Origin of the sequence: Pseudomonas sp. YuFO20 (assembly GCF_035064975.1) — a bacterium.
GTDB lineage: Bacteria > Pseudomonadota > Gammaproteobacteria > Pseudomonadales > Pseudomonadaceae > Aquipseudomonas > Aquipseudomonas putida_AE.
This window is the reverse complement of the sequence record NZ_JAXDEO010000058.1, coordinates 12542-34825: the sequence shown is the minus strand read 5'-3', so window position 1 is coordinate 34825 and position 22284 is coordinate 12542. Positions and strand designations below refer to the sequence as shown.

21 protein-coding genes and 1 pseudogene are annotated in these 22284 nt (G+C 57.2%); 11 read left to right on the top strand and 11 right to left on the bottom strand.

Annotated features, from left to right (window positions below):
- Window positions 1-163: 163 nt before the first annotated feature.
- Window positions 164-487 carry a ferredoxin FdxA gene (gene fdxA / locus SOP85_RS25760; protein WP_274073301.1) on the bottom strand — a complete coding sequence of 108 codons (324 nt, stop codon included), beginning with the start codon at window positions 485-487 and terminating at the stop codon, window positions 164-166.
- Window positions 488-629: 142 nt separating this feature from the next.
- Window positions 630-3197 (bottom strand): DNA mismatch repair protein MutS, encoded by a 2568-nt coding sequence (gene mutS / locus SOP85_RS25755; protein ID WP_323628663.1) that lies wholly within the window; start codon window positions 3195-3197, stop codon window positions 630-632.
- A gap of 471 nt (window positions 3198-3668) precedes the next feature.
- On the opposite strand from mutS, the gene SOP85_RS25750 reads away from it, so the two are divergent.
- Complete coding sequence (locus tag SOP85_RS25750) at window positions 3669-5243, top strand: phospholipase D family protein (RefSeq protein ID WP_323628662.1); 1575 nt, start codon at window positions 3669-3671, stop codon at window positions 5241-5243.
- A 28-nt stretch (window positions 5244-5271) separates the two neighbouring features.
- Window positions 5272-5670, top strand: a complete 399-nt coding sequence (locus SOP85_RS25745; RefSeq protein WP_274073303.1) for a DUF5329 domain-containing protein — start codon at window positions 5272-5274, stop codon at window positions 5668-5670.
- 328 nt (window positions 5671-5998) lie between these two features.
- Here the strand turns inward: SOP85_RS25745 and SOP85_RS25740 are convergent, their stop codons facing one another.
- Window positions 5999-6865, bottom strand: a complete 867-nt coding sequence (locus tag SOP85_RS25740) for a LysR family transcriptional regulator (RefSeq protein WP_323628661.1) — start codon at window positions 6863-6865, stop codon at window positions 5999-6001.
- Between the two features lie 109 nt (window positions 6866-6974).
- On the opposite strand from SOP85_RS25740, the gene SOP85_RS25735 reads away from it, so the two are divergent.
- Window positions 6975-7367, top strand: coding sequence for a tautomerase family protein (locus tag SOP85_RS25735; RefSeq protein WP_323628660.1), 393 nt, complete (start codon window positions 6975-6977; stop codon window positions 7365-7367).
- Between the two features lie 262 nt (window positions 7368-7629).
- Here the strand turns inward: SOP85_RS25735 and SOP85_RS25730 are convergent.
- Both SOP85_RS25730 and SOP85_RS25725 read right to left on the bottom strand, forming a co-directional pair.
- Window positions 7630-8622: pseudogene (locus SOP85_RS25730) on the bottom strand (transposase).
- 245 nt (window positions 8623-8867) lie between these two features.
- Window positions 8868-9878, bottom strand: coding sequence for a zinc-dependent alcohol dehydrogenase family protein (locus tag SOP85_RS25725; protein WP_323628659.1), 1011 nt, complete (start codon window positions 9876-9878; stop codon window positions 8868-8870).
- Between the two features lie 160 nt (window positions 9879-10038).
- On the opposite strand from SOP85_RS25725, the gene SOP85_RS25720 reads away from it, so the two are divergent.
- Together SOP85_RS25720 and SOP85_RS25715 are read left to right on the top strand one after the other, a co-directional pair.
- Window positions 10039-10965 carry a LysR family transcriptional regulator gene (locus SOP85_RS25720; RefSeq protein ID WP_323628658.1) on the top strand — a complete coding sequence of 309 codons (927 nt, stop codon included), beginning with the start codon at window positions 10039-10041 and terminating at the stop codon, window positions 10963-10965.
- A gap of 217 nt (window positions 10966-11182) precedes the next feature.
- Window positions 11183-11437 carry a DUF1652 domain-containing protein gene (locus tag SOP85_RS25715; protein WP_323628657.1) on the top strand — a complete coding sequence of 85 codons (255 nt, stop codon included), beginning with the start codon at window positions 11183-11185 and terminating at the stop codon, window positions 11435-11437.
- A 575-nt stretch (window positions 11438-12012) separates the two neighbouring features.
- Here the strand turns inward: SOP85_RS25715 and SOP85_RS25710 are convergent.
- The 4 genes from SOP85_RS25710 to SOP85_RS25695 form a co-directional block, all read right to left on the bottom strand.
- Window positions 12013-12414 (bottom strand): GFA family protein, encoded by a 402-nt coding sequence (locus SOP85_RS25710; RefSeq protein ID WP_323628656.1) that lies wholly within the window; start codon window positions 12412-12414, stop codon window positions 12013-12015.
- A gap of 206 nt (window positions 12415-12620) precedes the next feature.
- Window positions 12621-12884, bottom strand: coding sequence for an Atu4866 domain-containing protein (locus SOP85_RS25705; RefSeq protein ID WP_323628655.1), 264 nt, complete (start codon window positions 12882-12884; stop codon window positions 12621-12623).
- A 122-nt stretch (window positions 12885-13006) separates the two neighbouring features.
- Window positions 13007-13744 carry an SDR family oxidoreductase gene (locus SOP85_RS25700; protein WP_323607282.1) on the bottom strand — a complete coding sequence of 246 codons (738 nt, stop codon included), beginning with the start codon at window positions 13742-13744 and terminating at the stop codon, window positions 13007-13009.
- A gap of 126 nt (window positions 13745-13870) precedes the next feature.
- Window positions 13871-14440, bottom strand: coding sequence for an NAD(P)H-dependent oxidoreductase (locus tag SOP85_RS25695; RefSeq protein ID WP_323607281.1), 570 nt, complete (start codon window positions 14438-14440; stop codon window positions 13871-13873).
- A 144-nt stretch (window positions 14441-14584) separates the two neighbouring features.
- Here SOP85_RS25695 and SOP85_RS25690 point away from each other — a divergent pair, with 144 nt between their 5' ends.
- A complete protein-coding gene (locus tag SOP85_RS25690) occupies window positions 14585-15493 on the top strand; it encodes a LysR family transcriptional regulator (RefSeq protein WP_323628654.1) in 909 nt (302 codons plus the stop codon).
- 92 nt (window positions 15494-15585) lie between these two features.
- Here the strand turns inward: SOP85_RS25690 and SOP85_RS25685 are convergent, their stop codons facing one another.
- Window positions 15586-16530, bottom strand: coding sequence for a helix-turn-helix domain-containing protein (locus tag SOP85_RS25685; RefSeq protein ID WP_323607297.1), 945 nt, complete (start codon window positions 16528-16530; stop codon window positions 15586-15588).
- Window positions 16531-16791: 261 nt separating this feature from the next.
- On the opposite strand from SOP85_RS25685, the gene SOP85_RS25680 reads away from it, so the two are divergent.
- The 5 genes from SOP85_RS25680 to recX all read left to right on the top strand — a co-directional run bounded on the left by SOP85_RS25680 (window position 16792) and on the right by recX (window position 20971).
- Window positions 16792-17556, top strand: coding sequence for an SDR family NAD(P)-dependent oxidoreductase (locus SOP85_RS25680; protein WP_323607279.1), 765 nt, complete (start codon window positions 16792-16794; stop codon window positions 17554-17556).
- Window positions 17557-18180: 624 nt separating this feature from the next.
- Window positions 18181-18747 carry a glycoside hydrolase family 19 protein gene (locus SOP85_RS25675; RefSeq protein ID WP_323628653.1) on the top strand — a complete coding sequence of 189 codons (567 nt, stop codon included), beginning with the start codon at window positions 18181-18183 and terminating at the stop codon, window positions 18745-18747.
- Window positions 18748-18852: 105 nt separating this feature from the next.
- Entirely contained in the window at window positions 18853-19353 is a 501-nt protein-coding gene (locus SOP85_RS25670; RefSeq protein ID WP_274073309.1) for a CinA family protein, read from the top strand.
- Between the two features lie 83 nt (window positions 19354-19436).
- A complete protein-coding gene (gene recA / locus SOP85_RS25665) occupies window positions 19437-20495 on the top strand; it encodes a recombinase RecA (protein WP_008060630.1) in 1059 nt (352 codons plus the stop codon).
- Window positions 20496-20503: 8 nt separating this feature from the next.
- Window positions 20504-20971, top strand: coding sequence for a recombination regulator RecX (gene recX / locus SOP85_RS25660; protein WP_274073310.1), 468 nt, complete (start codon window positions 20504-20506; stop codon window positions 20969-20971).
- Window positions 20972-21014: 43 nt separating this feature from the next.
- Here recX and SOP85_RS25655 read toward each other — a convergent pair whose 3' ends face one another.
- On the bottom strand, window positions 21015-22133 hold the full coding sequence (locus tag SOP85_RS25655) for a TIGR00730 family Rossman fold protein (RefSeq protein ID WP_323628652.1): 1119 nt from the start codon (window positions 22131-22133) through the stop codon (window positions 21015-21017).
- Between the last annotated feature and the right edge of the window lie 151 nt (window positions 22134-22284).

The window sequence follows — 22284 nt, the reverse complement described above, 5'->3', positions numbered from 1 at the left end:
GCGAAGTTGTGGGTCAGTTCCAGTGCCCGAGCGAGACGCATAAAAAAATCCGATGCCAGTTCAGGCATCGGATTTTGATTTCTTGCGGCCAAAGGTCAAGCGAGATGGCTTAACTGATCGGCATTAGGCCCTTGTGGGGCCTTTTTCCGGAACGCGGGGGTAATCAGCGTTCGAGGTGTTCGATCTTGCCTGGCTTGCCATCCCACTCCGCAGAGTCGGGCAATGGATCTTTGCGTTCGGTAATGTTCGGCCAGATTTCAGCCAGCTCAACGTTCAGCTGGATGAAGTTTTCCATGCCTGCAGGTACTTCATCTTCGGAGAAGATGGCCACAGCCGGGCATTCAGGTTCGCACAGTGCGCAGTCGATGCACTCATCCGGGTGAATCACCAGGAAATTCGGGCCTTCGTAAAAGCAGTCCACCGGACAGACTTCTACGCAGTCGGTGTACTTGCACTTGATGCAGTTGTCGGTGACGACGAAGGTCATTTCTAATTTTCTCCTCAGGCGCGGCTTGCTGCGCCCCTTCACGTAGGGGTCGCAAGGTTTGGGAGCGATAGTCTGCAGGCCAGGCTAAAAGCCAGCAGCATCCCAAACCGCGCGAGATTCTAACAGCTTGCAAGCCAGTGCGTTAGACCCGTGTCTTTAGTGTATAGAGCATTTCGAGTGCGCGACGTGGTGTCATGTTGTCCAGATCGAGTTTGGCCAGTTCGTCCAGCACCGGATGTGGCAGGCTGGCGAACATGTCGCTCTGCTGCGGAGTGGCCGGTTTGCCTTTGGTCGGCGCAGGCGCTTCATGGGGCAGGGCGGTGTCTTCCAGGCGGCTCAAGTGTTCACGGGCACGCAGGATCACCTCGTTCGGCACGCCGGCCAACTGCGCGACCGCCAGGCCATAGCTCTGGCTGGCCGGCCCTGGCAGTACATGGTGCAGGAACACGATGCGTTCGTTGTGCTCAGTGGCATTGAGGTGCACGTTGGCCACGAGCGGCTGGGCTTCCGGCAACACCGTCAGCTCAAAGTAGTGGGTGGCGAACAGCGTGTAGGCCCGCAGGTGCGCCAGGCGTTCCGCCGCCGCCCACGCCAGGGACAGGCCGTCGAAGGTACTGGTGCCGCGCCCGACTTCGTCCATCAGCACCAGGCTGCGTTCGGTGGCGTTGTGCAGGATGTTGGCGGTTTCGCTCATCTCGACCATGAAGGTCGAACGGCCGCCGGCCAGGTCATCGCTGGAGCCGATCCGGGTGAAAATCCGGTCGACCAGGGACAGCTCACAGCTGGCTGCCGGGACGAAACTGCCGATGTGCGCCAGCAGTACGATCAACGCCGTCTGGCGCATATAGGTGGACTTACCGCCCATGTTCGGACCGGTGATCACCAGCATGCGGGTATTGTCGTCGAGGCTCAGGTCGTTGGCCACGAACGGGGTGGTCAAAACCTGTTCAACCACTGGGTGGCGGCCCTGGTTGATGCGCATGCACGGCTCGCTGACAAAACGCGGGCAGTTCAGGTCGAGGTTCAGCGCGCGTTCGGCCAGGTTGCTCAGCACGTCAAGCTCGGCCAGTGCCGCCGCCGTGTCCTGCAGCGGTGGCAACTGGGCGATCAGGTCTTCGAGCAGCGCTTCGTAGAGCATCTTCTCGCGCGCCAGGGCACGGCTCTTGGCTGACAGTGCCTTGTCTTCGAATGCCTTCAGTTCCGGTGTAATGAAACGCTCGGCACCTTTGAGGGTCTGGCGGCGGATGTAATCGGCGGGGGCGGACTCGGCCTGCTTGCTCGGCAGTTCGATGAAGTAGCCGTGGATGCGGTTGTAGCCGACTTTCAGGTGAGACAAACCAGTACGGGCTTTTTCCCGGGCTTCGAGGTCGATCAGGAACTGTCCGGCGTTCTCGCTGAGCGATTGCAGTTCATCGAGTTCGCTGTCGTAACCGGTTTTCAACACGCCGCCGTCACGGATCACCGCGGGCGGATTGTCGATGATGGCTTTTTCCAGCAGTGCTGCCAGTTCCGGGTAGGTGCTGGTGGTGGTTGCCAGTTGGTTGAGGTGCGGCGCTTCCAGCTCGGTCATTGCCACTTGCAGTTGCGGCAGCGCGCCGAGGGCGTCACGCAGGCGAGCAAGGTCCCGTGGACGGGCATTGCGCAAGCCGATCCGGGCAAGAATGCGCTCGATGTCGCCGATTTCCTTGAGCTGCGGTTGCAGCTTTTCGAAACGGTAGCCGTCCAGCAGGCAGGTGATCGAGGTCTGGCGCGCCAGCAACACGTTCAAGTCGCGCAGCGGACGATTCAGCCAGCGGGTCAACAGGCGGCTGCCCATGGCGGTCTGGCAACGATCGACCACCGATTGCAGGGTGTTGTCGCGACCACCGGCCAGGTTGGTGTCCAGTTCCAGGTTGCGCCGGCTCGCGCCGTCCAGCACGACGGTATCGTCCAGGCGCTCGTGGCGCAGGCTGCGCAAGTGCGGCAGGGCGGTGCGCTGGGTTTCCTTCGCATAGGCCAGCAGGCAGCCGGCGGCACCGATGGCCAGGGTAAGATTTTCGCAACCGAAGCCTTTCAGGTCCTGGGTCGAGAATTGCTGGCACAGACTTTTCAGTGCCGAGTCACGCTCGAAATCCCAGGGTGCACGGCGGCGCACGCCACGACGCTTCTCGGCCGGCAGATCCTTGGGCCAGTCATCCGGGATCAGTAACTCTACCGGATTCACTCGCTCCAGTTCCGCCAGCAGGTTTTCCCAGCCTTTGATTTCCAGCACGCTGAAGTTGCCGCTGGTGATGTCCAGCACCGCCAGGCCGAACAGGCGCTCATCGCCCAGGACAGCGGCGATCAGGTTGTCCCGGCGCTCATCGAGCAGCGCTTCGTCGCTCACCGTGCCAGGGGTGATGATCCGCACCACCTGACGATCCACCGGGCCTTTGCTGGTGGCCGGGTCGCCGACCTGCTCGCAGATCACCACGGATTCGCCGAGCTTCACCAGTTTCGCCAGATAACCTTCCGCCGCGTGGTAAGGAATACCGCACATCGGAATCGCCTGGCCAGCCGACTGCCCGCGAGCGGTCAGGGTGATGTCGAGCAGCTTGGCGGCCTTCTTCGCGTCTTCATAGAAGATCTCGTAGAAGTCGCCCATGCGGTAGAACATCAACTGGTCAGGGTGCTGGTTCTTCAGGCGCCAGTACTGCTGCATCATCGGCGTGTGCGAGGACAAATCTGAAATTGCTTTATTCATCAGTGGTTAGGCGGATTCATCAAAATGGCTGGGGCAAAAATGGGGCATTTTAGCATCTGTTTTCTGGGCAGGATGCCATCAAGCTGCTCGTCATTTTCCTCTGGTGGGCGCTATGATGCCTTTAACTACACCCCTTGGCCCCACTTTTCGAAACGCAAGACCTGGTGATCAACCGCCAAGTCGGAAGGGACGCGTCTAAAGGGAGGATTCGAAAATGAATCGCGATGTCATTTTCATCACCTTTGGCAGTTGTTTTTTTTCTTGCCGATTGCTGTCGGCAATATGTTTTTCGTCTTGGGCAAATTCCGTAATTGCAGGCGGATCAACTACGCTCCAAAAACAACCCCGCAGATCGAAGAAACAGTGCACAAGGTCAATACGACCAGAAAGCTGATGGGAAGCAACTGGCTATTCTTCGGGATTCGGCATCCCTGATCGCCACCACTCGGAGTACGCTCCGTGAGAATCGAACAGCCCCGGCTTGCTCTCCTGTTGCTCACCTTGCTGTCTGGTGGTTGCACGACACCCAATGTCCCTCACCAACCCAGTCAGGCCTTGCCAGCGAGCGATTCGGCGTTCGGTCGTTCCATCCAGGCCCAGGTAGCCCCCCATCAAGGCCAATCGGGCTTTCGCCTGCTATCGGACAGTGCCGAGGCTTTCACCGCCCGCGCCGAGCTGATTCGCAGCGCCCAAAGCAGCCTCGACTTGCAGTACTACATCGTCCACGACGGCATCAGTACGAGGATACTGGTTAGCGAGCTGCTCGACGCCGCGGACCGCGGAGTCCGCGTGAGGATTCTGCTCGATGACACCACCAGCGATGACCTGGAGCGAATTATCGCGACGCTGGCTGCACATCCGCAGATTCAGATCCGCGTGTTCAATCCGCTGCACCTGGGTCGCAGCACCGTCGTGACGCGTACGATGGGTCGGTTGTTCAACCTGTCGCAGCAACACAGACGCATGCACAACAAATTGTGGCTGGCGGACAACAGCGTGGCCATCGTCGGAGGGCGCAATCTGGGGGACGAGTATTTCGATGCCGAGCCCAACAAGAATTTCACCGACATCGACATGCTCAGTGTCGGCCCGGTTGCAGAACAGTTGGGACATGGTTTTGACCAGTACTGGAACAGTGCCTTGAGCAAGCCGATCGAGCAGTTTCTCTCGACCCAGCCGACGACCAGGGACCTGATAAATCTCCGGACCCGACTGGACGAATCCCTGGAGGAAACGCGCAAGCAGAATCATGCGCTCTACCAGCAATTGATGAGCTACACCACTCACCCACGCCTGGATGCCTGGCGCCAGGAGTTGATCTGGGCCTGGAATAAAGCGCTGTGGGATGCACCGAGCAAGGTCTTGTCGGAAGGCGAGCCCGCTCCGCACTTGCTGTTGACCACCCAGTTGGCACCCGAGCTTGACGGGGTCACCCAGGAGCTGATCATGGTTTCGGCCTACATGGTGCCCGGTCGACCGGGGGTAGTGTTCTTAACCGGTCGTGCCGACGCCGGCGTGTCGATCAACTTGCTGACCAACTCCCTGGAAGCCACCGATGTGCCCGCCGCGCACGGTGGTTACGCCCCTTATCGCCAAACCTTGCTGGAGCATGGTGTGCAGTTGTTCGAATTACGCCGCCAGTCCGGCGACAATGGCGACAGCGACAGTGGACCGCGCCTGTTTCACAGCGGATCCTCCAACAGTTCCGACTCCAGCCTGCATACCAAGGCGATGGTTTTCGACCAGCAGAAAGCGTTCATTGGCTCGTTCAATTTCGACTCTCGCTCATTATTGTGGAACACCGAAGTCGGGGTGTTGGTGGATAATCAGCAACTCGCCGGGCGGGTGCGCGAACTGGCCCTGGAGGGTATGGCCCCCACGCTCAGTTATCATGTCCTGTTGGAAAAGAATCAGCTGGTCTGGGTCACCGAGGATGACGGCAAACAGCATACGTTGACCAGGGAACCGGGGAGTTGGTGGCGACGCTTCAATTCGTGGCTCAGCAGCACGATCGGGCTGGAGAAAATGTTGTAGCTAATCACTTTCAAGACCAGGATGAATCATGCGGATGTGGTCGGGGAGGACAGTGCGGCTTATCAGCCACCTGATGATGGCGGCGGGTATCAGCGTCATCGCAACTGTCACCAATGGGCAGGTTCCAGCTACACCTCAAGCCACTCAAGAGATAAACGGCTTGCTGGACTTTGTCTCACACAGTGAGTGCAAGTTTGTGCGCAACGGAAGCGAATACTCAGGACCCCGCGCTCGGGCGCATCTGGAGCAGAAGCTGAATTATCTCGAAGGCAGGAACATGGTGAACAGCGCAGAAGATTTCATCGATCTTGCTGCCACTAAAAGCAGTATGAGTGGCCGCGCCTATGAGGTGCGATGTTCAGGAGGCGTGGAACCAGCAAGCACCTGGTTGAAGAGGGAACTTCAAAGGCAACGGCAACTTCATTGATTTTGTCTCAAGTCCAATAACAGTTACTAACGCGATGCCCCGGGTGGACATAAACTCGAACATCCTTCTCCTGGCCGATTCTGTTGAAAAAGTCAGTTTGTCCAAACCGCCTGCACACTGACTCCAGAAAGAGTCTTTTTTGCGCGGCGCTACGCGAAATCTGATCCCGGAATTCTCTGCTCATCGTAAAGATTTCAATCTCAAGCGCGTATTTTTCTGCCGTGGAAACCATAACCGACTTTTTCAACAGAATCGGCCAAAAGCAGCCTCTTCACTGTGCCCCCCATTGCGTCCAAAACCCGGCGTTTTCACTTCAGGGATTTGTCACTCATCCTCCAAATTTGCTGGCAAGCATTTCCCGGACAGCACCGACCAAATCAGACTCGCCATTACGCGCAGGCAACAGGCTGAACTCAACGTCGGGCAAAGCCGGTAACGGAAAGGCTGGCCGGCAAATCTCTGCGCCCACCGGCACAGCCGAGGCATTCAGGCAAGCGACGCCCAGCCCCGCCATCAGTGCTGATTGCAGCCCTGCTACTCCGGACGCGGAATGGGCAATCACATAAGGCACCTTATGTGCGTCCAGCGTCTCTCGGGTAAGACGTTGGAGACTGCATCCCTGCGGTAGCACCAATAGTGGCAACGCGCCATCTTCTTCGTTCCTCGGCTCAGACCCCATGGCTGATACCCAATGCAATGCTTCCCGACGTACCGGGATGCCCTCGGGAAGGCTGCGGCCATCAAGTATGCGCATTGAAAGGCCGATATCGAAGTCGCCTGCATCTGCACCGCTCTCTATCTGCATACTCTTTCGCACCGACACATGCAGTCGAAGGCGTGGATATCTCAGGCGCAGTTGCTTCAACAACTCAGCAATCGAAACGGGCAAGAAGTAGTCGGTGATCGCCAATCTCAATTCGCCGGCAAACGTCACTCCGCGTACGTCTTCAAGAGCGCGATCACTCATGGCCAACAGTTCTCGTGCATGCACCATCAATCGCTCCCCCGCGGGCGTAGGGCGGACACCCTTTTTGCCCCGCTCCAGCAGCGTTACACCGGTGAATGCTTCCAGCTTGCGTAATTGTTCGCTCAACGCTGATTGCGACCGGCACAGGTGCGGCGCGGCCTCCGAAAGACTGCCGGAAGCCATGGCAACGGTGAAGGAACGCAAGAGATCCAGGTCAAAGGGGCGCATGTTGATCCTGCCGTTTTTCCGATAGATGAATGCATATCTTCCGGCTTTTCAGCATCAACGCAACTTCTTACTCTTCGCTTGACATTCATTGCCCGAAAAGGAGTTCAACATGCCCGGTATTACACTCAAGATTTCTGGCGATCCGAACCTTGAACTGGTCCATAGCATCGTCCCCAAACTCACCGCCTTGACCTGTGAAGTACTGGAAAAGCGACCGGAACAGACACTGGTGATGGTGCAGTTCCTGCCTCATGAACTTTGGTTCATCGATAACCTTTCACTGGCCGAACAAGGACGCAACTCGTTCCGTCTGGAGGTCACCATCACGGATGAAAGCAATACCAAGGCCCAGAAAGCGCGCTATCAGCATGAGGCTTTCGAGTTGCTGGCCAAAGAAATAGGAAATGTACACCCGCACTCAAACATACATGTGATCGACTGCCGCGCCAGCGCCTACGGCTATGGCGGTTTGAGCCAGGAGTACAAGCTCCACCACCCTTGAGAGCCCGTCCGCCGCGTTGGTGCTGTTCGACTACACATAGGCATCGAACCAGCATGGCGACTTCAGTGGGATGACCGCTATGGGTCCAGGCTGTGTGAAAACACACTTGATATGTTCAGCGCTGAGATTTTCTTTTGGATTGCCTGCGAAGTTGATAATAGGAAGTAAAGATTGGTCTGCGCGGCCAACATCGGCGCTCATATGGCTGTGGGGGGCGCGTCAGCGGTCCCAACAGCCACTTACCGACGATCCAGCGGCATGATCACGCCCTGATCGCTTCAAGCAATCCCAAGATGCCAAAGATGCTCATCATTCGCTTGAGGTTGTAGGCGAGCACATGAAGGCTCATCTCGGTGCTCACTTTCGGCAGGGTTTTAGTCAGAAAGTGGGTACTTCCCATCCAGTATTTGAGCGTTCCAAAAGGCTGTTCAACGGTCTGTCGGCGACGCCTCATCATCGTTGGATCATTTTCCAGCCGTACCTGCATCGCATCGACTACGGCTTCATGTTCCCAGCGCTTTACCCGGCGCTCCTTACCGGTCGTACACTGCTTCTGCATTGCGCAGGACTGGCAGCCCGAGAACCAATAACAGTGCAGAAGCATGCCGTCTTCCACCGAAGAATGCCGCCGGGTCAGTAACTGTCCCGCAGGGCATCGATACTCGTCCGATGCAGCAAGGTAGATGAAGTCCTGCTTACCAAATCGGCCTTCGGCTTTGCTGCCAGATGTGAGGGGTTTCGGTACGAAGGTAGTGATGCCGGCTTGCTCGCAAGCAAGGATTTCCAGACCTTTGTAATAGCCTCGGTCGGCCACCACCGTTAGCGATCAGCCTCGATTCCTTCACGCGCCTGGTTCGCCATATTGCTCAGTTGCCCACGATCATTACCAACGTTGGTCACCTCATGGGCAATGATCAGATGGTGTTTGTCGTCGACAGCTGTTTGTACGTTGTAGCCAAACGCCCCGCTAGCCACATCAACTCGACGTTGCGCTCGGCCTCACGCTCAGCCGGCGGCTGGACTGAATTCGATTGAGATAGCCGTAGATATAGATCTTCAGCAACACCGCTGGGTGATAGGCCGGACGACCAGTTGCGGCAGGATCGACGCCTTCAAAACCAAGTGCGCCCAGGTCGAGTTCATCGACGAAAACATCGACCACGCGCACTGGATTTTCTTCGGCTACGTAATCGTCCAGACACTCCGGCAGCAAGGTGACTTGCGTCCGAGCCTCACCTTCAATAAATCGCTTCATGATCGCCCCCGCTACGATCTCAACGATCAGAAGATTAGACAATTGCAGGTGTTTTCACACAGCCTGGACCCATAGCTGCCCTTCGCGGAGGACGGCTATGGGCATGCCAGGATATGGTTAAATCGCGTCGACCAGCATCAGATCCTAGCCGTCCGAGATGAGATAGGTGAGCGCCGTGGTCGGTCCGGCTGAGTGAAGTGCTGAGGCGACATATTGAGTCACCGCCAAATCGCTTAATTCAAGGGTTAGGAAACGTTGATAACCACTTTTCCGAAGGCGCCTCGGGCCAGGTGCTCGAAGGCCTTGTGGGCGTCTTCGAATGAATAGGTCTGATCGATCACTGGGCGAATCGCGTGTTCGTTCAGGAATTCGTTCATGCGATCAAACGACGAGCGAGGCGCCACTGCGATGCCGCGGATAGTTGTTTGGCGGAAAATCAACGGCATCAGGCTCAGCGTTGTGGTCTGACCAGTCAGAAAGCCGATTTGTGCGATCTTGCCGGCGGTCTTAGTTGCTAGGATGGATTGGTTCAAGCCTTCCCCACCGGCCACATCCAAAAGCAGGTCCACGCCTTTGCCGTCGGTGAGTTTCAGTATTTCCTCTTCCCAGCGCGGGAAGGTCCGATAATTTACGCCGGCGACTGCGCCAAGCTTTTTCACCGTATCAAGATTGGCGTCGCTGCTGGACGTAACGATCACCTTGGCGCCAAGCGCGGTTGCCAGTTGCACAGCGAAAATCGATACGCCGCCGGTGCCCTGTACCAGAACGGTCTGGCCCGGCTGGATCTGACCGTAGTCGACCAGCGAATACCAAGCTGTCAGCGCCGCAATCGGCAGTGTCGAAGCCTCTTCGTCGGACATGTTGTCTGGCGCACGAACAGCGCTTTCTTCGTGAATGATCATGTATTCAGCCAGGCCACCTGGCAGCGGCATGCCGAAGCAGTAGGCAGGCTCGTCCGGCCCTGGCTCACCATCAATCCATCGCGAGTAGAGGTGCGAGTTGACGCGGTCCCCCACTTTGAATCGGCTTACGCGTTCGCCCACGGCGACGACAGTGCCCGATGCATCGCTGACCGGGATCAGTGGCTTGGGTACCAGATGTGGTTCGTAGAAGCCATCGACGATGGCCTTGTCGCGAAAATTCAAGGAAACCGCGCCGATTTTTACCAGTAACTCGCCGGCCTTGGGGGAGGGCGTAACTGTTTCGCCGAGTGTCAGGTTATCGAGACCGAAATCGTTCAAAAGCCATGCTTTCATTTGTCTATCTCCAGTGAGGGTGACCTACTGGCGACATTCTTCCCCTGCCAAGCTGTTCAATAAATGCCCAGGCAGGCAAAGCATTGTTATTAAATCAGGCAATAATAAGACTTAGCGGTTGCTAGAATTAGACAACAAAAATGCTAAGAGAGAAGACGTAATGGAACTGCTCCAGTCCATGCAAGTTTTTGCCCGATTGGCTGAACTTGGCAGCTTTACTCGTGCGGCGGATGCCATGCAGCTCAGCCGCCCGCAAGTAACCCGCGCGATACAGGAATTGGAAGCCTCGCTTGGCGTTCGACTGTTCCAGCGCACGACCCGTACGGTCAGACTCACATCAGAAGGAGAGCAATTCCATGAGCGAGTTGCAACGATTCTCGGTGAGGTTGCGGATGCGACGGCAATGTTCTCGTCTCCTGGTTCAACCTTGCGTGGTCGACTACGGGTTGACATCCCTACCGCGTTTTCGCAGCCTGGGTTGATCGAGAGCTTGCGAGCGTTTTCAGCCCTCTATCCTGCAATCGATCTGGCCTTGGGGGTCACCGATAGGACCGTCGATCTGGTCGCGGAAGGTATTGACTGTGCGCTGCGAATTGGCGAGTTACCAAGTTCAAGCCTCGTCGCTCGTCGTATCGGTATGGCAACCATGGTCACCTGCGCAGCGCCGCGATACCTAAAGGAACACGGCGAGCCCAAAACCTTGGAGGATCTAAGTGCTCATCGCGGCGTGATCTTTCTCTCCGGGCAGAACCAGCGCCCGCTGGCTTGGCAATTTATGGATGGAGGGCGCGAGCATTCCCACATCAGTCGCCAGGGCATCACAGTCAACGAGTCAAACGCCTATGTTGAATGTGGCGTCGCGGGGTTCGGCATACTTCAGGCTCCAGGCATTACACTGGACCGTTTTCTAACCGACGGCACATTGGTTGAGGTGTTGCGTGCCTATCGTCCGCATCCAAGACCCGTATCGGTGCTATACCCCAGCCGCTCGCACCTGGCACCGCAGGTCGAGGCCTTTGTGTATTGGGTGCGCGAAAATTTCCCCAAACTTTATGGACGCTGGTTAGAAAGGCAGGAAGAGCGCTAGAAAGGCTTTTAGTTAGATGCTGAGAGGGTGCAACCGACACTGATGGTTCGGAGTGATTGCTACTGCCAATATCGGTCGGTCAGGAACGGCTGCAATCGACCCGTCGCGATCACTGGGGAGAGATGCAACGAGATATGACTCCAGCCTCCCATACCGAGGATCAGCAGCTAATATTAATGAGCTAGATTCCATTCATCCGACCCAAGGGACGCGAGTCATGATCTCCACACTAGAGCTTCGCCACATTATTGAATGTGGATTCCAGCCTCTCTCCTGCACATGCTCAGCCAATCCGGACGGATCTTTGATGATCAAGGTATTCGATTCGACCTCTGGGCGGGTCGATCTCCTGGTCACTGCGGTTACGACCAGCGAACTGACGTCCAGCCGGGCCATCGCAAATTTGATTGGTGAGCTTCGTTCTGAAATGGCAGCGCACCAAGCGACGGGCACGGTGGTACTAGCCAAATAGTGATCCGGGCCATAAAACTGGCGCTGCCGAGGAGATCGATAATGGCAGAATCGCTGGCAACTGAGATGGCCACGATCAACTTATAGGTGTCGTTTGTTTCTCTCAATTAAGAGACGTTTGTTCGCGGCCTTCTGATCGTTAGTTTTCTCACCCGTATCTGGACGGGGGTCGTTGTCGAGGATGGCCCAATACTTCGCATGTTGATGGTCGAAATTTTGGTCGAGATTGGTCTCCACTCCTTGGCATTTGAAACCGCCGATGACGCGTTGATTTACTTGCTGAGCAGGCCGAATGATTGTCCGCTCGTGATCGCGGATCATGGTTTGCCAGGTCAACTGCAAGGCGCCGAATTTGTCGCGTTGGTGAAGACGAAATGGCCGTCCATCGCTACGATGCCTCAACTGTTCCCACCTCAACGACGTACCTGCACAAACCTTGGTCTATGGAAGATCTGGTGATGGCTGTAGTGAACCAACTTCAACCTGGTCGTCCGCTCCAAAAAACTTCGTAACGACGATGGAAGTAATCTACCAACAGCAGACAGTCACGACCGACCGCTTATGGCCCGATTGCGGTCAATCGATCTGAGGCGATGAGCTGGGTGGCGTATACCAGTGAACTCTGGAGGCGACATAAACGTGTTTTTGCTTCTGAGGCGTGAAGGGGGTGTCGAGTGTGCCCAGTGCTATCGAAACCCAATCGGAAAATTCACCTTGTGAGCGTGACCAGAACAAAGTTGAACCACACTGCGCGCAGAACTCGCGCAGCACCGATTCTGAAGAAGAATACCTAGTGATTTGCCCAGCGCCGTTGAGTATCCGTAACGCGCTACGGGGCACGCTACCATACGAAGCGAATGCTGCACCGTGACCTTTACGGCATAGACTACAGTGACAATGACTCACTGCCTTGGGCGTAGTCAGTAGCTGATAACTGATTGCTGTGCAAAGACAGCTTCCCTGGTAGACCTCTGTCATGCGTTCGTCCCTGTCGTTGGAAAAGGCGCCAGCTTAGCCACCTTGATCTGATCAGTCGAACGTCCGCTTCCGGGCCGATTCTTGCCTTGCAGGAAGGGCAGAGATCGACCCAAAGCTGACAGTGGCGATAGGCAGAAATTTGCCAAAAGCAGCCCCGTCCCGACCACTGTTGCCGCCATTCCGTTGTTAGTTGCCAGCACTGAATATCAAGTATTTTCCTCTTCCACATAGAGAACCATCCCGGCGTGATAGAGAACCCCGTCACGGAACTCACCGTCGGCGGTGAAGCCTGTGTCGTCCACATACTCGATACGGTTTCCTTCGAGCCAGTAGCTTCCCTGGTAGGCACATTTCTTATCGCCACGGTACTCGGCATAGCGGCCACCGGTAAGCAGCTCATGACGTATGCGGCCATCCACGGTAACCCACATACCGACATACTTGTTTTGATCGCTTGAAGAACCAGTCATATCGTTGCTCCTTGATAGGGTTAATACGCTGATCGCCTCCCATGGCATTCGGTATTGAAGCCAGTCAAATTAACGAGCTGGAGCGCCAGGCAGCGAGGCCTGCGTGGCAATTGCACATTCCGTTAGAAAGGGCTCGCCGTGGGCCGAACGATCAGTTCGCTTACATCCACATCCGCAGGTTGTTCCACGGCATAGGCAATCGCTCGTGCTATGGCGTCGGCCGAAATCGCGATTTTGCGAAACGCCTTCATTTCTGCGCGACCGCCCTCGTCAGAGATGCTGTCGGCCAACTCGGACTCGGTGACACCCGGCGCGATGACCGTAACCCGAATGTCGCCTCCAACCTCTTGGCGAAGGCCTTCCGAGATGGCCCGGACAGCGTACTTGGTGGCGCAGTAAACGGCCGCAGTCGGACTTACTGCATAGGCACCAATAGACGCTATATTGATGATCTGCCCGGCCCGTTGGCGCTGCATAAGCGGCAACGTAGCGGCGATACCGTGCAGAACTCCGCGAATGTTCACGTCAATCATACGGTCCCACTCATCCACCTTGAGTGCCTCGAGTTTGGAAAGAGGCATCACACCCGCGTTGTTCACTAGCACATCGACCCGATCGAACCGGGTAACGGCGAAGGCGATGAAGTCCTGGACATCCTTTCGGTCGGTGACGTCCAGCGCACGAAATTCCGCCTTGCCGCCGGAGGCATTGATCTCGCCAGCAATGATTTCAAGTCGGTCGGTACGACGAGCACCGAGCAGCACTTTTGCGCCCTGGCTAGCCAGCAGTCGCGCAGTAGCCTCACCAATACCGCTGCTTGCGCCGGTGATTGCGATGACTTTGTCCTTGATGTTCAACATGATCGGTTTCCTCTGCCGTTTGCCCAGGAAGCGGGCGTCGAAACAAGGTTACGTACGAGCAACATGTTTGCGTTAGTCGAATACTGCGTAACCCTTGCCCATTTCTGCAGCGGCGACTTCCGCCGCTTACCCCACCCGTTCATAGCGCATTTGTTCCCGGGCAGCTTTCAGGGCTCTAGCCCACCAATTGAGCTGTACCAGCATTCGAGCCATTGAAAGCCTGGCTTGATCAGTCTGAAATATTGCCTCAGCCCCCACGGTTAGCCCCCAGGGATCAGGGAAAGACACGAAATTGCAGATGGGTACCGCGTGCTGTCCGGCCAGGATCTGGCGAAGCTGACTGATCGCGCACAGTCCACCCGATACTCCGCCATAACCGATGAATGCCACCGGCCTTGCGTGCCAGCAATCCGAAACCTGGTCAATGAATGCCTTCAGCGCGCAGTGATGAACATTGCCCTGTTCCGAGGTAATGATCAGGAATGCATCAGCTTCGGCCAATTGGCGCAGAATTTCCCGTCGCTGTACGACTGCCGCATTGTCAGACCTGCCCAGGAAGTTGGCGGGTTCTAGTAACCAAGGTTCGAACTCTGCACGTTGCGCTAACACATCAGTCGCCCACTTCATCAGCGCAGGCTGTGAACCTTGTTCATCCTCACCACTGTGAATCAGGGCCAGTTTTATCTCGCTGTTCATCTCATCCTCCAGACTTGGTATCCAAGTGGTGGCACGTCATTTGCTGAAATTTACCTCCGTCTTTCAGCCTCTGGATTAGAGTATGAGTGGCAACACGGCAGATATAGCCGGGTCTGGGGCATACAACTTGTGACTTGAATTCATATGAGACGGCTGGACATAAACTGCTTCGCTGAAATGAACGTGTTCGTCAGGGTCGTTGAAGACGGCGGCTATACGGCTGCCGCCAAGAACTGTGCACTGACCCCATCAGCGGTCAGCAAGCTGGTCTCAAGGCTGGAAAACCGCCTGGGAGCGCGTTTGCTCAATCGCTCGACAAGGCGACAGTTGCTCACGCCTGAAGGCGCTGCATTCTATGAGCGCAGCCTGACGATCCTGGCGGCGCTTGATGAAGCTGAGCAGGAAGCAGCAGCCAGCTCCGCCCCCCAGGGAACAGTGCGGGTCAACTGCAACGTCGATATCGGGCGTTTGTACCTGCTACCGCTATTGTCGACGTTCCTGCAACATCACCCTGGCGTATCGGTGGAGGTTTTCCTCAGTGACGAAGTCGTCGACCTGATCAGCGCACGAGCTGACGTGGCCATTCGCAGCGGCCCACTCAAAAGCTCCAATCTCGTGGCCAGGCGCTTGGGCGAGTCGAGAGGCCTCATCGTGGCATCACCGGCCTACCTTGCGGCACGCGGCACACCAAAAATTCCAGCCGATCTTGCAGACCACAACTGTCTGGGGTTCACCTTCAGTCAGCCGATGATGGAGTGGAGTTTCGTGAGCGATGGCGGCCAACTGACCCCGGTATCCGTTACCGGCAACGCACGGGTCAGTGACGGCAACGGAGTACGAGAACTTGCAATCCTCGGGCTCGGCCTTGCCCGCGTAGGGTTTTGCCAGGTTGAGCAAGATCTGGCGCATGGCCGACTGGTTTCGGTTTTAGAGGGTTTCATGCCCGTCGCGAAGACAGAGGTGCATGCGGTTTACGTAGGGCAAGGAGGAAAATTGCCCACACGTGTCAGAGCCTTCATGGATTTTCTGGCAACGAACCTCAAGATCCACTAATCGCAACGGGCTGATAACGCGCGGCCACTTTCGTGTGCAGGCGGATACGCAAGCGGGATGAGCGCCTCAAGGTGCAGAGCTCGCGGGACATGTCACGCTTGGCGGTAGGCGCTGGGTGTGACACCGACCTCGCGACGAAAAACCTGGGAGAAATGGCTGGGGCTGGAGTAACCCACTTCCAATCCAACATCAATAATGCTGCGATCGGTCTCGCGCAGTAGATGTCGGGCGCGACTCATGCGCAGGCGAATGAAATACTGTGATGGCGACAGTCCCGTGGCGCGCTTGAATATCCGGCTGAAGTGATACTCGCTCAAATCAGCGATATGAGCCAAATCCGCAAGGCGAAAGTCATCGGCCAGGTGCTCGTTCATCGCATCGATGACGCGTCGCAGCTTGTACGCTTGTAGTGCGTTGCCGCGACGGACAGTGCTATGCGGATCGAGATAACGGCGTATCAGGTGGACGGTCAGCGCCTGAGCCAGGCTGTTAACGAACAACAGGCTGGGCTTACGCTCCTCGATCAACTCGAAGCGCAACTGATTCAACATGAAATTCACCCGCTCATCCTGGGCACCGGAGATATCGAGGAAGGTCACCGCAGCGGTGTGCTCGCCCAGAAGATCACGGGCAGCCCGGTCGATCAGGGGAAGGCCGAGATACAGATGCATCACTTCGAAGGTGTCGCACCCCGTTGTCTGCCAGCGCATTTCGTAGGGCTCGCTTGTGTTGGTGAGAAAGAAGTCGCCAGCCTGCACCTTGACGGCTTTCCATTCCCCACCAAGGGAGCGTTCCTCGACCCTGGCCATGCCTGCCAGGACCAATACCAGCAGAGGCTCCACCACGGCAGGCACCAGTATTGGCTCGACGGTGCTGTGATGGCTGAACAACTGCACCATCACATCCTGCATCTGCGGGAGAAGGGGCACCACCCGTGGTGTTCCCGGCAGATGATGCGGCATCGATTCGGCCGTGATGCGCTGAGCATCGATCGGTGTCAGGTCTTTATGATCAGGATGGTGCACAGGAGGCTCCATCGAAAAGCCCTCAGGCAGGGGCTGGCGTTGATAGAGTAACTTAGCATCGTCGTACTCGAGCATGGTTGCCCGGCGGGTCAGCACCCAAGGCAGTATCGGACGCGTAAAGCTTTATCGCTAGCGCAAAACTCCGACAGGTGCGGCAATCCCGCGAAAGCCCGGTTCTCCCCATTGCGAGACAGTAAAGCCGTCGATAACGACAGCGCCTCACGGGCGCTGAGCCGACGAATATCTCGTCGGCTCGCATGGCAGGAGAGCATCATGACCGAGATCAATCACAGCATTTCCAACGAAGTCGACGGCAAAGTCGCGCTGGTCACCGGCGCAGCAAGTGGCATCGGCAAGGCTATCGCACTGTTGCTGCACGCGCGTGGCGCCAAGGTCATTGCGGAAGACCGCAATCGCGCCGTCGAAGAACTTGCCCGCCCTGGGTTAGTGCCGCTGGTGGCCGACATCACCGAAGACGGCGCCGCGGAGCGCGCAGTGGGTTTGGCCGTCGAAACGTTCGGTCGGCTGGACATTCTGGTGAACAACGCCGGGATCATCATCAACAAGTTAGTCATAGACATGACCCGAGAAGACTGGGAGCGCATCCAGGCGGTCAACGCCACCGCCGCCTTCCTGCATTGCCGCGAAGCGGTCAAGGCGATGATGCCTAATAAATCGGGAGCGATAGTCAACATCGCTTCTTACGCATCCTATTTCGCATTCCCAACCATTGCCGCTTACACCGCGTCCAAAGGCGCATTGGCCCAGTTGACCCGCACGCTGGCGCTCGAGGCGATTGGGCATGGCATTCGCGTCAATGCCATCGGCGTCGGCGACGTGGTGACCAACATACTCAACGACGTGGTTGATGACGGCCCTGGCTTCTTGGCCCAGCACGGCGAAGCCGCCCCCATTGGTCGTGCCGCGCAGCCTGAGGAGGTCGCCGAAGTTGTGGCATTTCTCGCTTCGGACCGCGCGAGCTTCATCGTCGGCTCCGTGGTCATGGCCGACGGCGGTATGACCGTCACCGCGGGCTGATCAACTGACTCGGCATTTAGCATTTTGAGCACATTGTCTGAAGCACTTTATGGACAATAGTTGATCAGGATTGCTTGCAGACATTAGGGCGTCTTTTCGGCGCCCCTCTTGTTACCCAAGAGCAGGGTAAGCTGAAATTTAGCTCAAGGGTTGCCAGTTTGATTGTTGAAGAATGATCAGTGAGAAACTGCCTTCGACGATGACTGAAAAGATCCTGGTTTCTTAGAGAGTACCAAGTTGATAGGCCGCTTTTGGCCGATTGTTGTCTGTTGCAAAGGGCAGTTACCAACCCATAGCGATCGTTGAGAATGTAGAGCCATGAATTATATAGGCCTGTCTAAGTGAGTCGCCCCCAATTCCGTAAATATGGGCTTAATCAGCGCGAGTTCCTAAAGGCCACCGGCGCCAGCCATTTCGATTGAGATAATCGTGCTTTCTGAAGGGAGCGCTCGTTTCGCAGTCAAATACGAGTAGCGTTCTCGCCAGATGCAAAGATCGCACGGCACAACACGGCGCAACAATTGCCAGCGAGGCTTACGTGGGGCAGGCCTGTAATCTTGTGCTCAGGGTGTGGCGCTCCCAGCCCCACCTTGCGAATTTCATGCATCAATCAAGGAGCGAGCGATGCACCTCACCGAGCAACAGTTACTCATGATTTTTCCAGGCGCCCGCACTCAAGCAGGGGCGTTCATCCTGGTCCTCAATAACGCCATGGCGCGCCGTAATATCAGTACCCCCGGGCGCATCGCCGCCTTCCTGGCGCAAATCGGCCACGAGTCCGGGCAGTTGCAGCATGTGCGAGAGTTGGGCAACGAGAAGTATTTCGAGAAATACGATACCGGGGACTTGGCCGAGCGCCTGGGCAATTCTCCTGAGCCCGACGGCGACGGACAACGCTATCGGGGTCGTGGCCTGATCCAGGTCACCGGTCGCAGCAATTATCTGCAGTGCAGTCGGGCGCTGTTTGCTGATGAGCGCTTGTTGCAACAACCCGAACTGTTGGAACTGCCACAGTGGGCCGCCGAATCCGCGGCCTGGTTCTGGGAGCGAAACGGCCTCAATGAACTGGCCGACGGCGATGAGTTCAACCGTATTACCCGACGTATCAATGGTGGCTTGAACGGGTTGCAGGATCGTTTGCTACTGTGGGAACGGGCAAAGGCCGTGTTATGCCCGCCTGCAAGCCCGTGAGGCCTGTGTCAGAGCGCTTGCCCGCGCACATCTTGATAGTCCGTCACTTGCAAGCGCTACTCGCTCGTGTACGTTAGCCTCATTCCGTCCGATCAGGAGTTGACCGTGAAAGAAATCACTCAGCTGGCCGCTGAACTTGGCAGGCGTCTGCAGGTTCTCAACGCCCACGTCACCGCCGCCGAGTCCTGTACGGGCGGCGGTATCAGCGAGGCGATTACCCGGATACCGGGTAGCTCGGCGTGGTTCGAGGCCGGTTATGTCACCTATTCCAACCGCCAGAAGACGCTTCAGCTGAATGTCCCGACCGAGCTGTTTTCAACGGTGGGAGCGGTCAGTCGGGAGGTGGTCGAGGCCATGGTCCGTGGCGCACAGAAAAAAAGCAGTGCGCGTTTTGCCGTGGCGGTCAGCGGGGTGGCAGGGCCGGACGGCGGTTCTCCCAGCAAGCCGGTGGGCACCGTTTGGCTGGCGTGGGGCGTCGACGACCAGGTGTTCAGCGAGGTACAGCACTTCGCCGGTAACCGCGACGAGGTCCGCCGACAAACGGTGAAGGCCGCGCTAGAGGGGCTGCTGCGCCATGCCGCGGGAGAAATCTCAAATCAGGGGTAGGCGATCCGCAAACGCTGTGGAATAATACTGTCTACTTATACAGGTGTTGGCCGTCAGGCCTTATTGATTACGTGAGGACTTTAATGGACGACAACAAGAAGAAAGCCTTGGCTGCGGCCCTGGGTCAGATCGAACGTCAATTCGGCAAGGGTGCCGTAATGCGTATGGGCGATCAGGACCGTCAGGCGATCCCGGCCATCTCCACTGGCTCTCTGGGTCTGGACATCGCTTTGGGCATTGGCGGTCTGCCAAAAGGCCGCATTGTTGAAATCTACGGTCCTGAATCTTCCGGTAAAACCACACTGACCTTGTCCGTGATCGCCCAGGCCCAGAAAGCCGGCGCGACCTGCGCCTTCGTCGATGCCGAGCACGCCCTCGACCCTGAGTACGCCGGCAAGCTGGGCGTCAACGTCGACGACCTGCTGGTTTCCCAGCCAGACACCGGTGAGCAAGCCCTGGAAATCACCGACATGCTGGTGCGTTCCAATGCGGTTGACGTGATCATCGTCGACTCCGTGGCAGCGCTGGTGCCAAAAGCTGAAATCGAAGGCGAGATGGGTGACATGCACGTGGGCCTGCAAGCCCGCCTGATGTCCCAGGCGCTGCGTAAAATCACCGGTAACATCAAGAACGCCAACTGCCTGGTGATCTTCATCAACCAGATCCGCATGAAGATCGGCGTGATGTTCGGCAGCCCGGAAACCACTACCGGTGGTAACGCGCTGAAGTTCTACGCCTCGGTTCGTCTGGATATCCGCCGCACGGGTGCGGTGAAAGAAGGTGATGAAGTCGTCGGTAGCGAGACCCGCGTCAAGGTTGTAAAGAACAAGGTGGCTTCGCCGTTCCGTCAGGCCGAGTTCCAGATTCTTTACGGCAAGGGCATCTACCTCAATGGCGAGATGATCGACCTGGGTGTGCTGCACGGTTTCGTTGAAAAGTCCGGTGCCTGGTATGCCTATAACGGCACCAAGATCGGCCAGGGTAAAGCCAACTCGGCCAAGTACCTGGCGGATAACCCGGATATTGCCGCAACGCTCGAGAAACAACTGCGTGACAAGCTGCTGTCGCCGGCTTCGGTAGCGGACGCCAAGGCTTCTGCGGTCAAAGAGACCGAAGACGATCTGGCTGACGCTGATATCTGATTGATCCGATGACCGCCGTACTCGATACCCTCGTCGCGGTGCGGCGAACCGCAATGGACCTGCTCGCGCGACGCGAGCACGGTCGAGTCGAGCTGACGCGTAAACTGCGTCAGCGCGGCGCTCTCCCCGAAATGATCGAAACAGCACTCGACCGGTTGACGGAAGAGGGCTTGTTGTCCGAAGCCCGCTACCTTGAAAGCTTTGTTTCCTACCGTGCCCGTTCCGGCTATGGCCCCTTGCGCATTCGTGAAGAGTTGGGGCAGCGCGGCCTGCAACGCAGCGACATCGAACTCGCCTTGCGCGAGAGCGGCATCGACTGGCAGGAGCAGTTGCAAGATACCTGGCGGCGCAAATTCTCCGGGCACTTGCCTATAGACGCTCGGGAGCGTGCCAAGCAAGGCAGGTTCCTGGCGTATCGGGGATATTCCATGGAAATGATCAGCCGCTTGTTCAGCGGCCGAGGAATGGACGATTGACTGAAACGGCCCGCTATTTCGATAGCGGGCCGTTTTTTTTGCCTCACATGACCTTTACTGACTCTCGCGTACGCGGCTGCACTGTTGGTTGGTTTTGTGCCCAGTTTTCCGCCAGGTTGATGTAATCCACCAGCTCGCGCAGTCGGCCTTGATTACGGGCGGTGAAGGTGAAGGCCAGTCGCGCCAGGTGACTGAACTGTGCTTCATCGTGCTCTTCGCCGTTGTAGGCATGTTGATGGAATTGATCGCTCAGGCACAGGTCGGCGAATGCCTCCTGCATGTGTTCCAGTGCCTGGTCACTGAGCTTGTGGTTCATGCGAATCACGAACTGATGCTTGAGCCAGCGGCTGGAGTGGTAATTGCTGTAGAACTGGTTGATCTGCTCCACCGCTTCTTCGGCACTGTAGACCAGCTTTACCAGCTTCATGTCGGCGGGCAGGATGTAGTGGTTTTCCTCCAGTTGCTGGCGGATGAAGTCCAGCGCGCCCTGCCAGAATTTGCCGCCCGGCGCGTCCAGCAGTACCACGGGCACCAATGGGCTTTTACCTGTCTGGATCAGCGTCAGGACTTCCAGCGCTTCGTCCAGGGTGCCGAAACCACCCGGGCACAACACCAGGGCATCCGCTTCCTTGACGAAGAACAGCTTGCGCGTGAAGAAAAAATGGAAGGGCAGCAGGTTGGTCGTGCCCTGGACGGTGGGGTTGGCATGTTGCTCGAAGGGCAGGGTGATGTTGAATCCCAGGCTGTGCTCAAGGCCAGCCCCTTCGTGGGCCGCGGCCATGATGCCGCCTCCCGCACCCGTGATGACCATCATGTCCGAGCGCGCCAGGGCGGCACCGAGTTCCCGGGCGAGGCCATACAAGGGGTGTTCCACTGGCGTGCGTGCTGAGCCGAAAACAGTGACCTTGCGTCGCCCCTTGAACTGCTCCAGCACCCGGAACGCGTGCTCGAGTTCGCGCAGGGCCTGCAGGGTTATCTTGGCATTCCAGCGGTTGTGGTCTTCCTGGGCCATGCGCAGCACAGTCAGGATCATGTCGCGGTAGATCGGGATGTTCGGGCTATTGGGTGAAACCAGGTTGAGCTGTTCTTCGACCTTGCTGATGAGGTCGTGGCCGCTTTCTTGAAAATGACGGCTCAGGAGGTCATTCGGTTGGTAAGGCATTCAACTTCTCCTTCTGCACAGAGCCATCGGCGTCGACCCTTCAGCGTCGACGCCACGCCACTTCATGTGGCGCTGTCTGCCCAGGCCCATGCCTGGGCGATCCACTTGACCCGACCGGTGATCGAGTCATCCATACCGGCTCTGTTTTTCC

Bases quoted from the DNA above. Each gene is read 5' to 3' on its own strand.
- fdxA (WP_274073301.1), bottom strand. From the start codon at position 487: ATGACCTTCGTCGTCACCGACAACTGCATCAAGTGCAAGTACACCGAC.
- SOP85_RS25745 (WP_274073303.1), top strand. From the start codon at position 5,272: ATGCGGATGTGGTCGGGGAGGACAGTGCGGCTTATCAGCCACCTGATG.
- SOP85_RS25740 (WP_323628661.1), bottom strand. From the start codon at position 6,865: ATGCGCCCCTTTGACCTGGATCTCTTGCGTTCCTTCACCGTTGCCATG.
- SOP85_RS25735 (WP_323628660.1), top strand. From the start codon at position 6,975: ATGCCCGGTATTACACTCAAGATTTCTGGCGATCCGAACCTTGAACTG.
- SOP85_RS25725 (WP_323628659.1), bottom strand. From the start codon at position 9,878: ATGAAAGCATGGCTTTTGAACGATTTCGGTCTCGATAACCTGACACTC.
- SOP85_RS25720 (WP_323628658.1), top strand. From the start codon at position 10,039: ATGGAACTGCTCCAGTCCATGCAAGTTTTTGCCCGATTGGCTGAACTT.
- SOP85_RS25715 (WP_323628657.1), top strand. From the start codon at position 11,183: ATGATCTCCACACTAGAGCTTCGCCACATTATTGAATGTGGATTCCAG.
- SOP85_RS25710 (WP_323628656.1), bottom strand. From the start codon at position 12,414: ATGACAGAGGTCTACCAGGGAAGCTGTCTTTGCACAGCAATCAGTTAT.
- SOP85_RS25705 (WP_323628655.1), bottom strand. From the start codon at position 12,884: ATGACTGGTTCTTCAAGCGATCAAAACAAGTATGTCGGTATGTGGGTT.
- SOP85_RS25700 (WP_323607282.1), bottom strand. From the start codon at position 13,744: ATGTTGAACATCAAGGACAAAGTCATCGCAATCACCGGCGCAAGCAGC.
- SOP85_RS25695 (WP_323607281.1), bottom strand. From the start codon at position 14,440: ATGAACAGCGAGATAAAACTGGCCCTGATTCACAGTGGTGAGGATGAA.
- SOP85_RS25690 (WP_323628654.1), top strand. From the start codon at position 14,585: ATGAGACGGCTGGACATAAACTGCTTCGCTGAAATGAACGTGTTCGTC.
- SOP85_RS25685 (WP_323607297.1), bottom strand. From the start codon at position 16,530: ATGGAGCCTCCTGTGCACCATCCTGATCATAAAGACCTGACACCGATC.
- SOP85_RS25680 (WP_323607279.1), top strand. From the start codon at position 16,792: ATGACCGAGATCAATCACAGCATTTCCAACGAAGTCGACGGCAAAGTC.
- SOP85_RS25675 (WP_323628653.1), top strand. From the start codon at position 18,181: ATGCACCTCACCGAGCAACAGTTACTCATGATTTTTCCAGGCGCCCGC.
- recA (WP_008060630.1), top strand. From the start codon at position 19,437: ATGGACGACAACAAGAAGAAAGCCTTGGCTGCGGCCCTGGGTCAGATC.
- recX (WP_274073310.1), top strand. From the start codon at position 20,504: ATGACCGCCGTACTCGATACCCTCGTCGCGGTGCGGCGAACCGCAATG.
- SOP85_RS25655 (WP_323628652.1), bottom strand. From the start codon at position 22,133: ATGCCTTACCAACCGAATGACCTCCTGAGCCGTCATTTTCAAGAAAGC.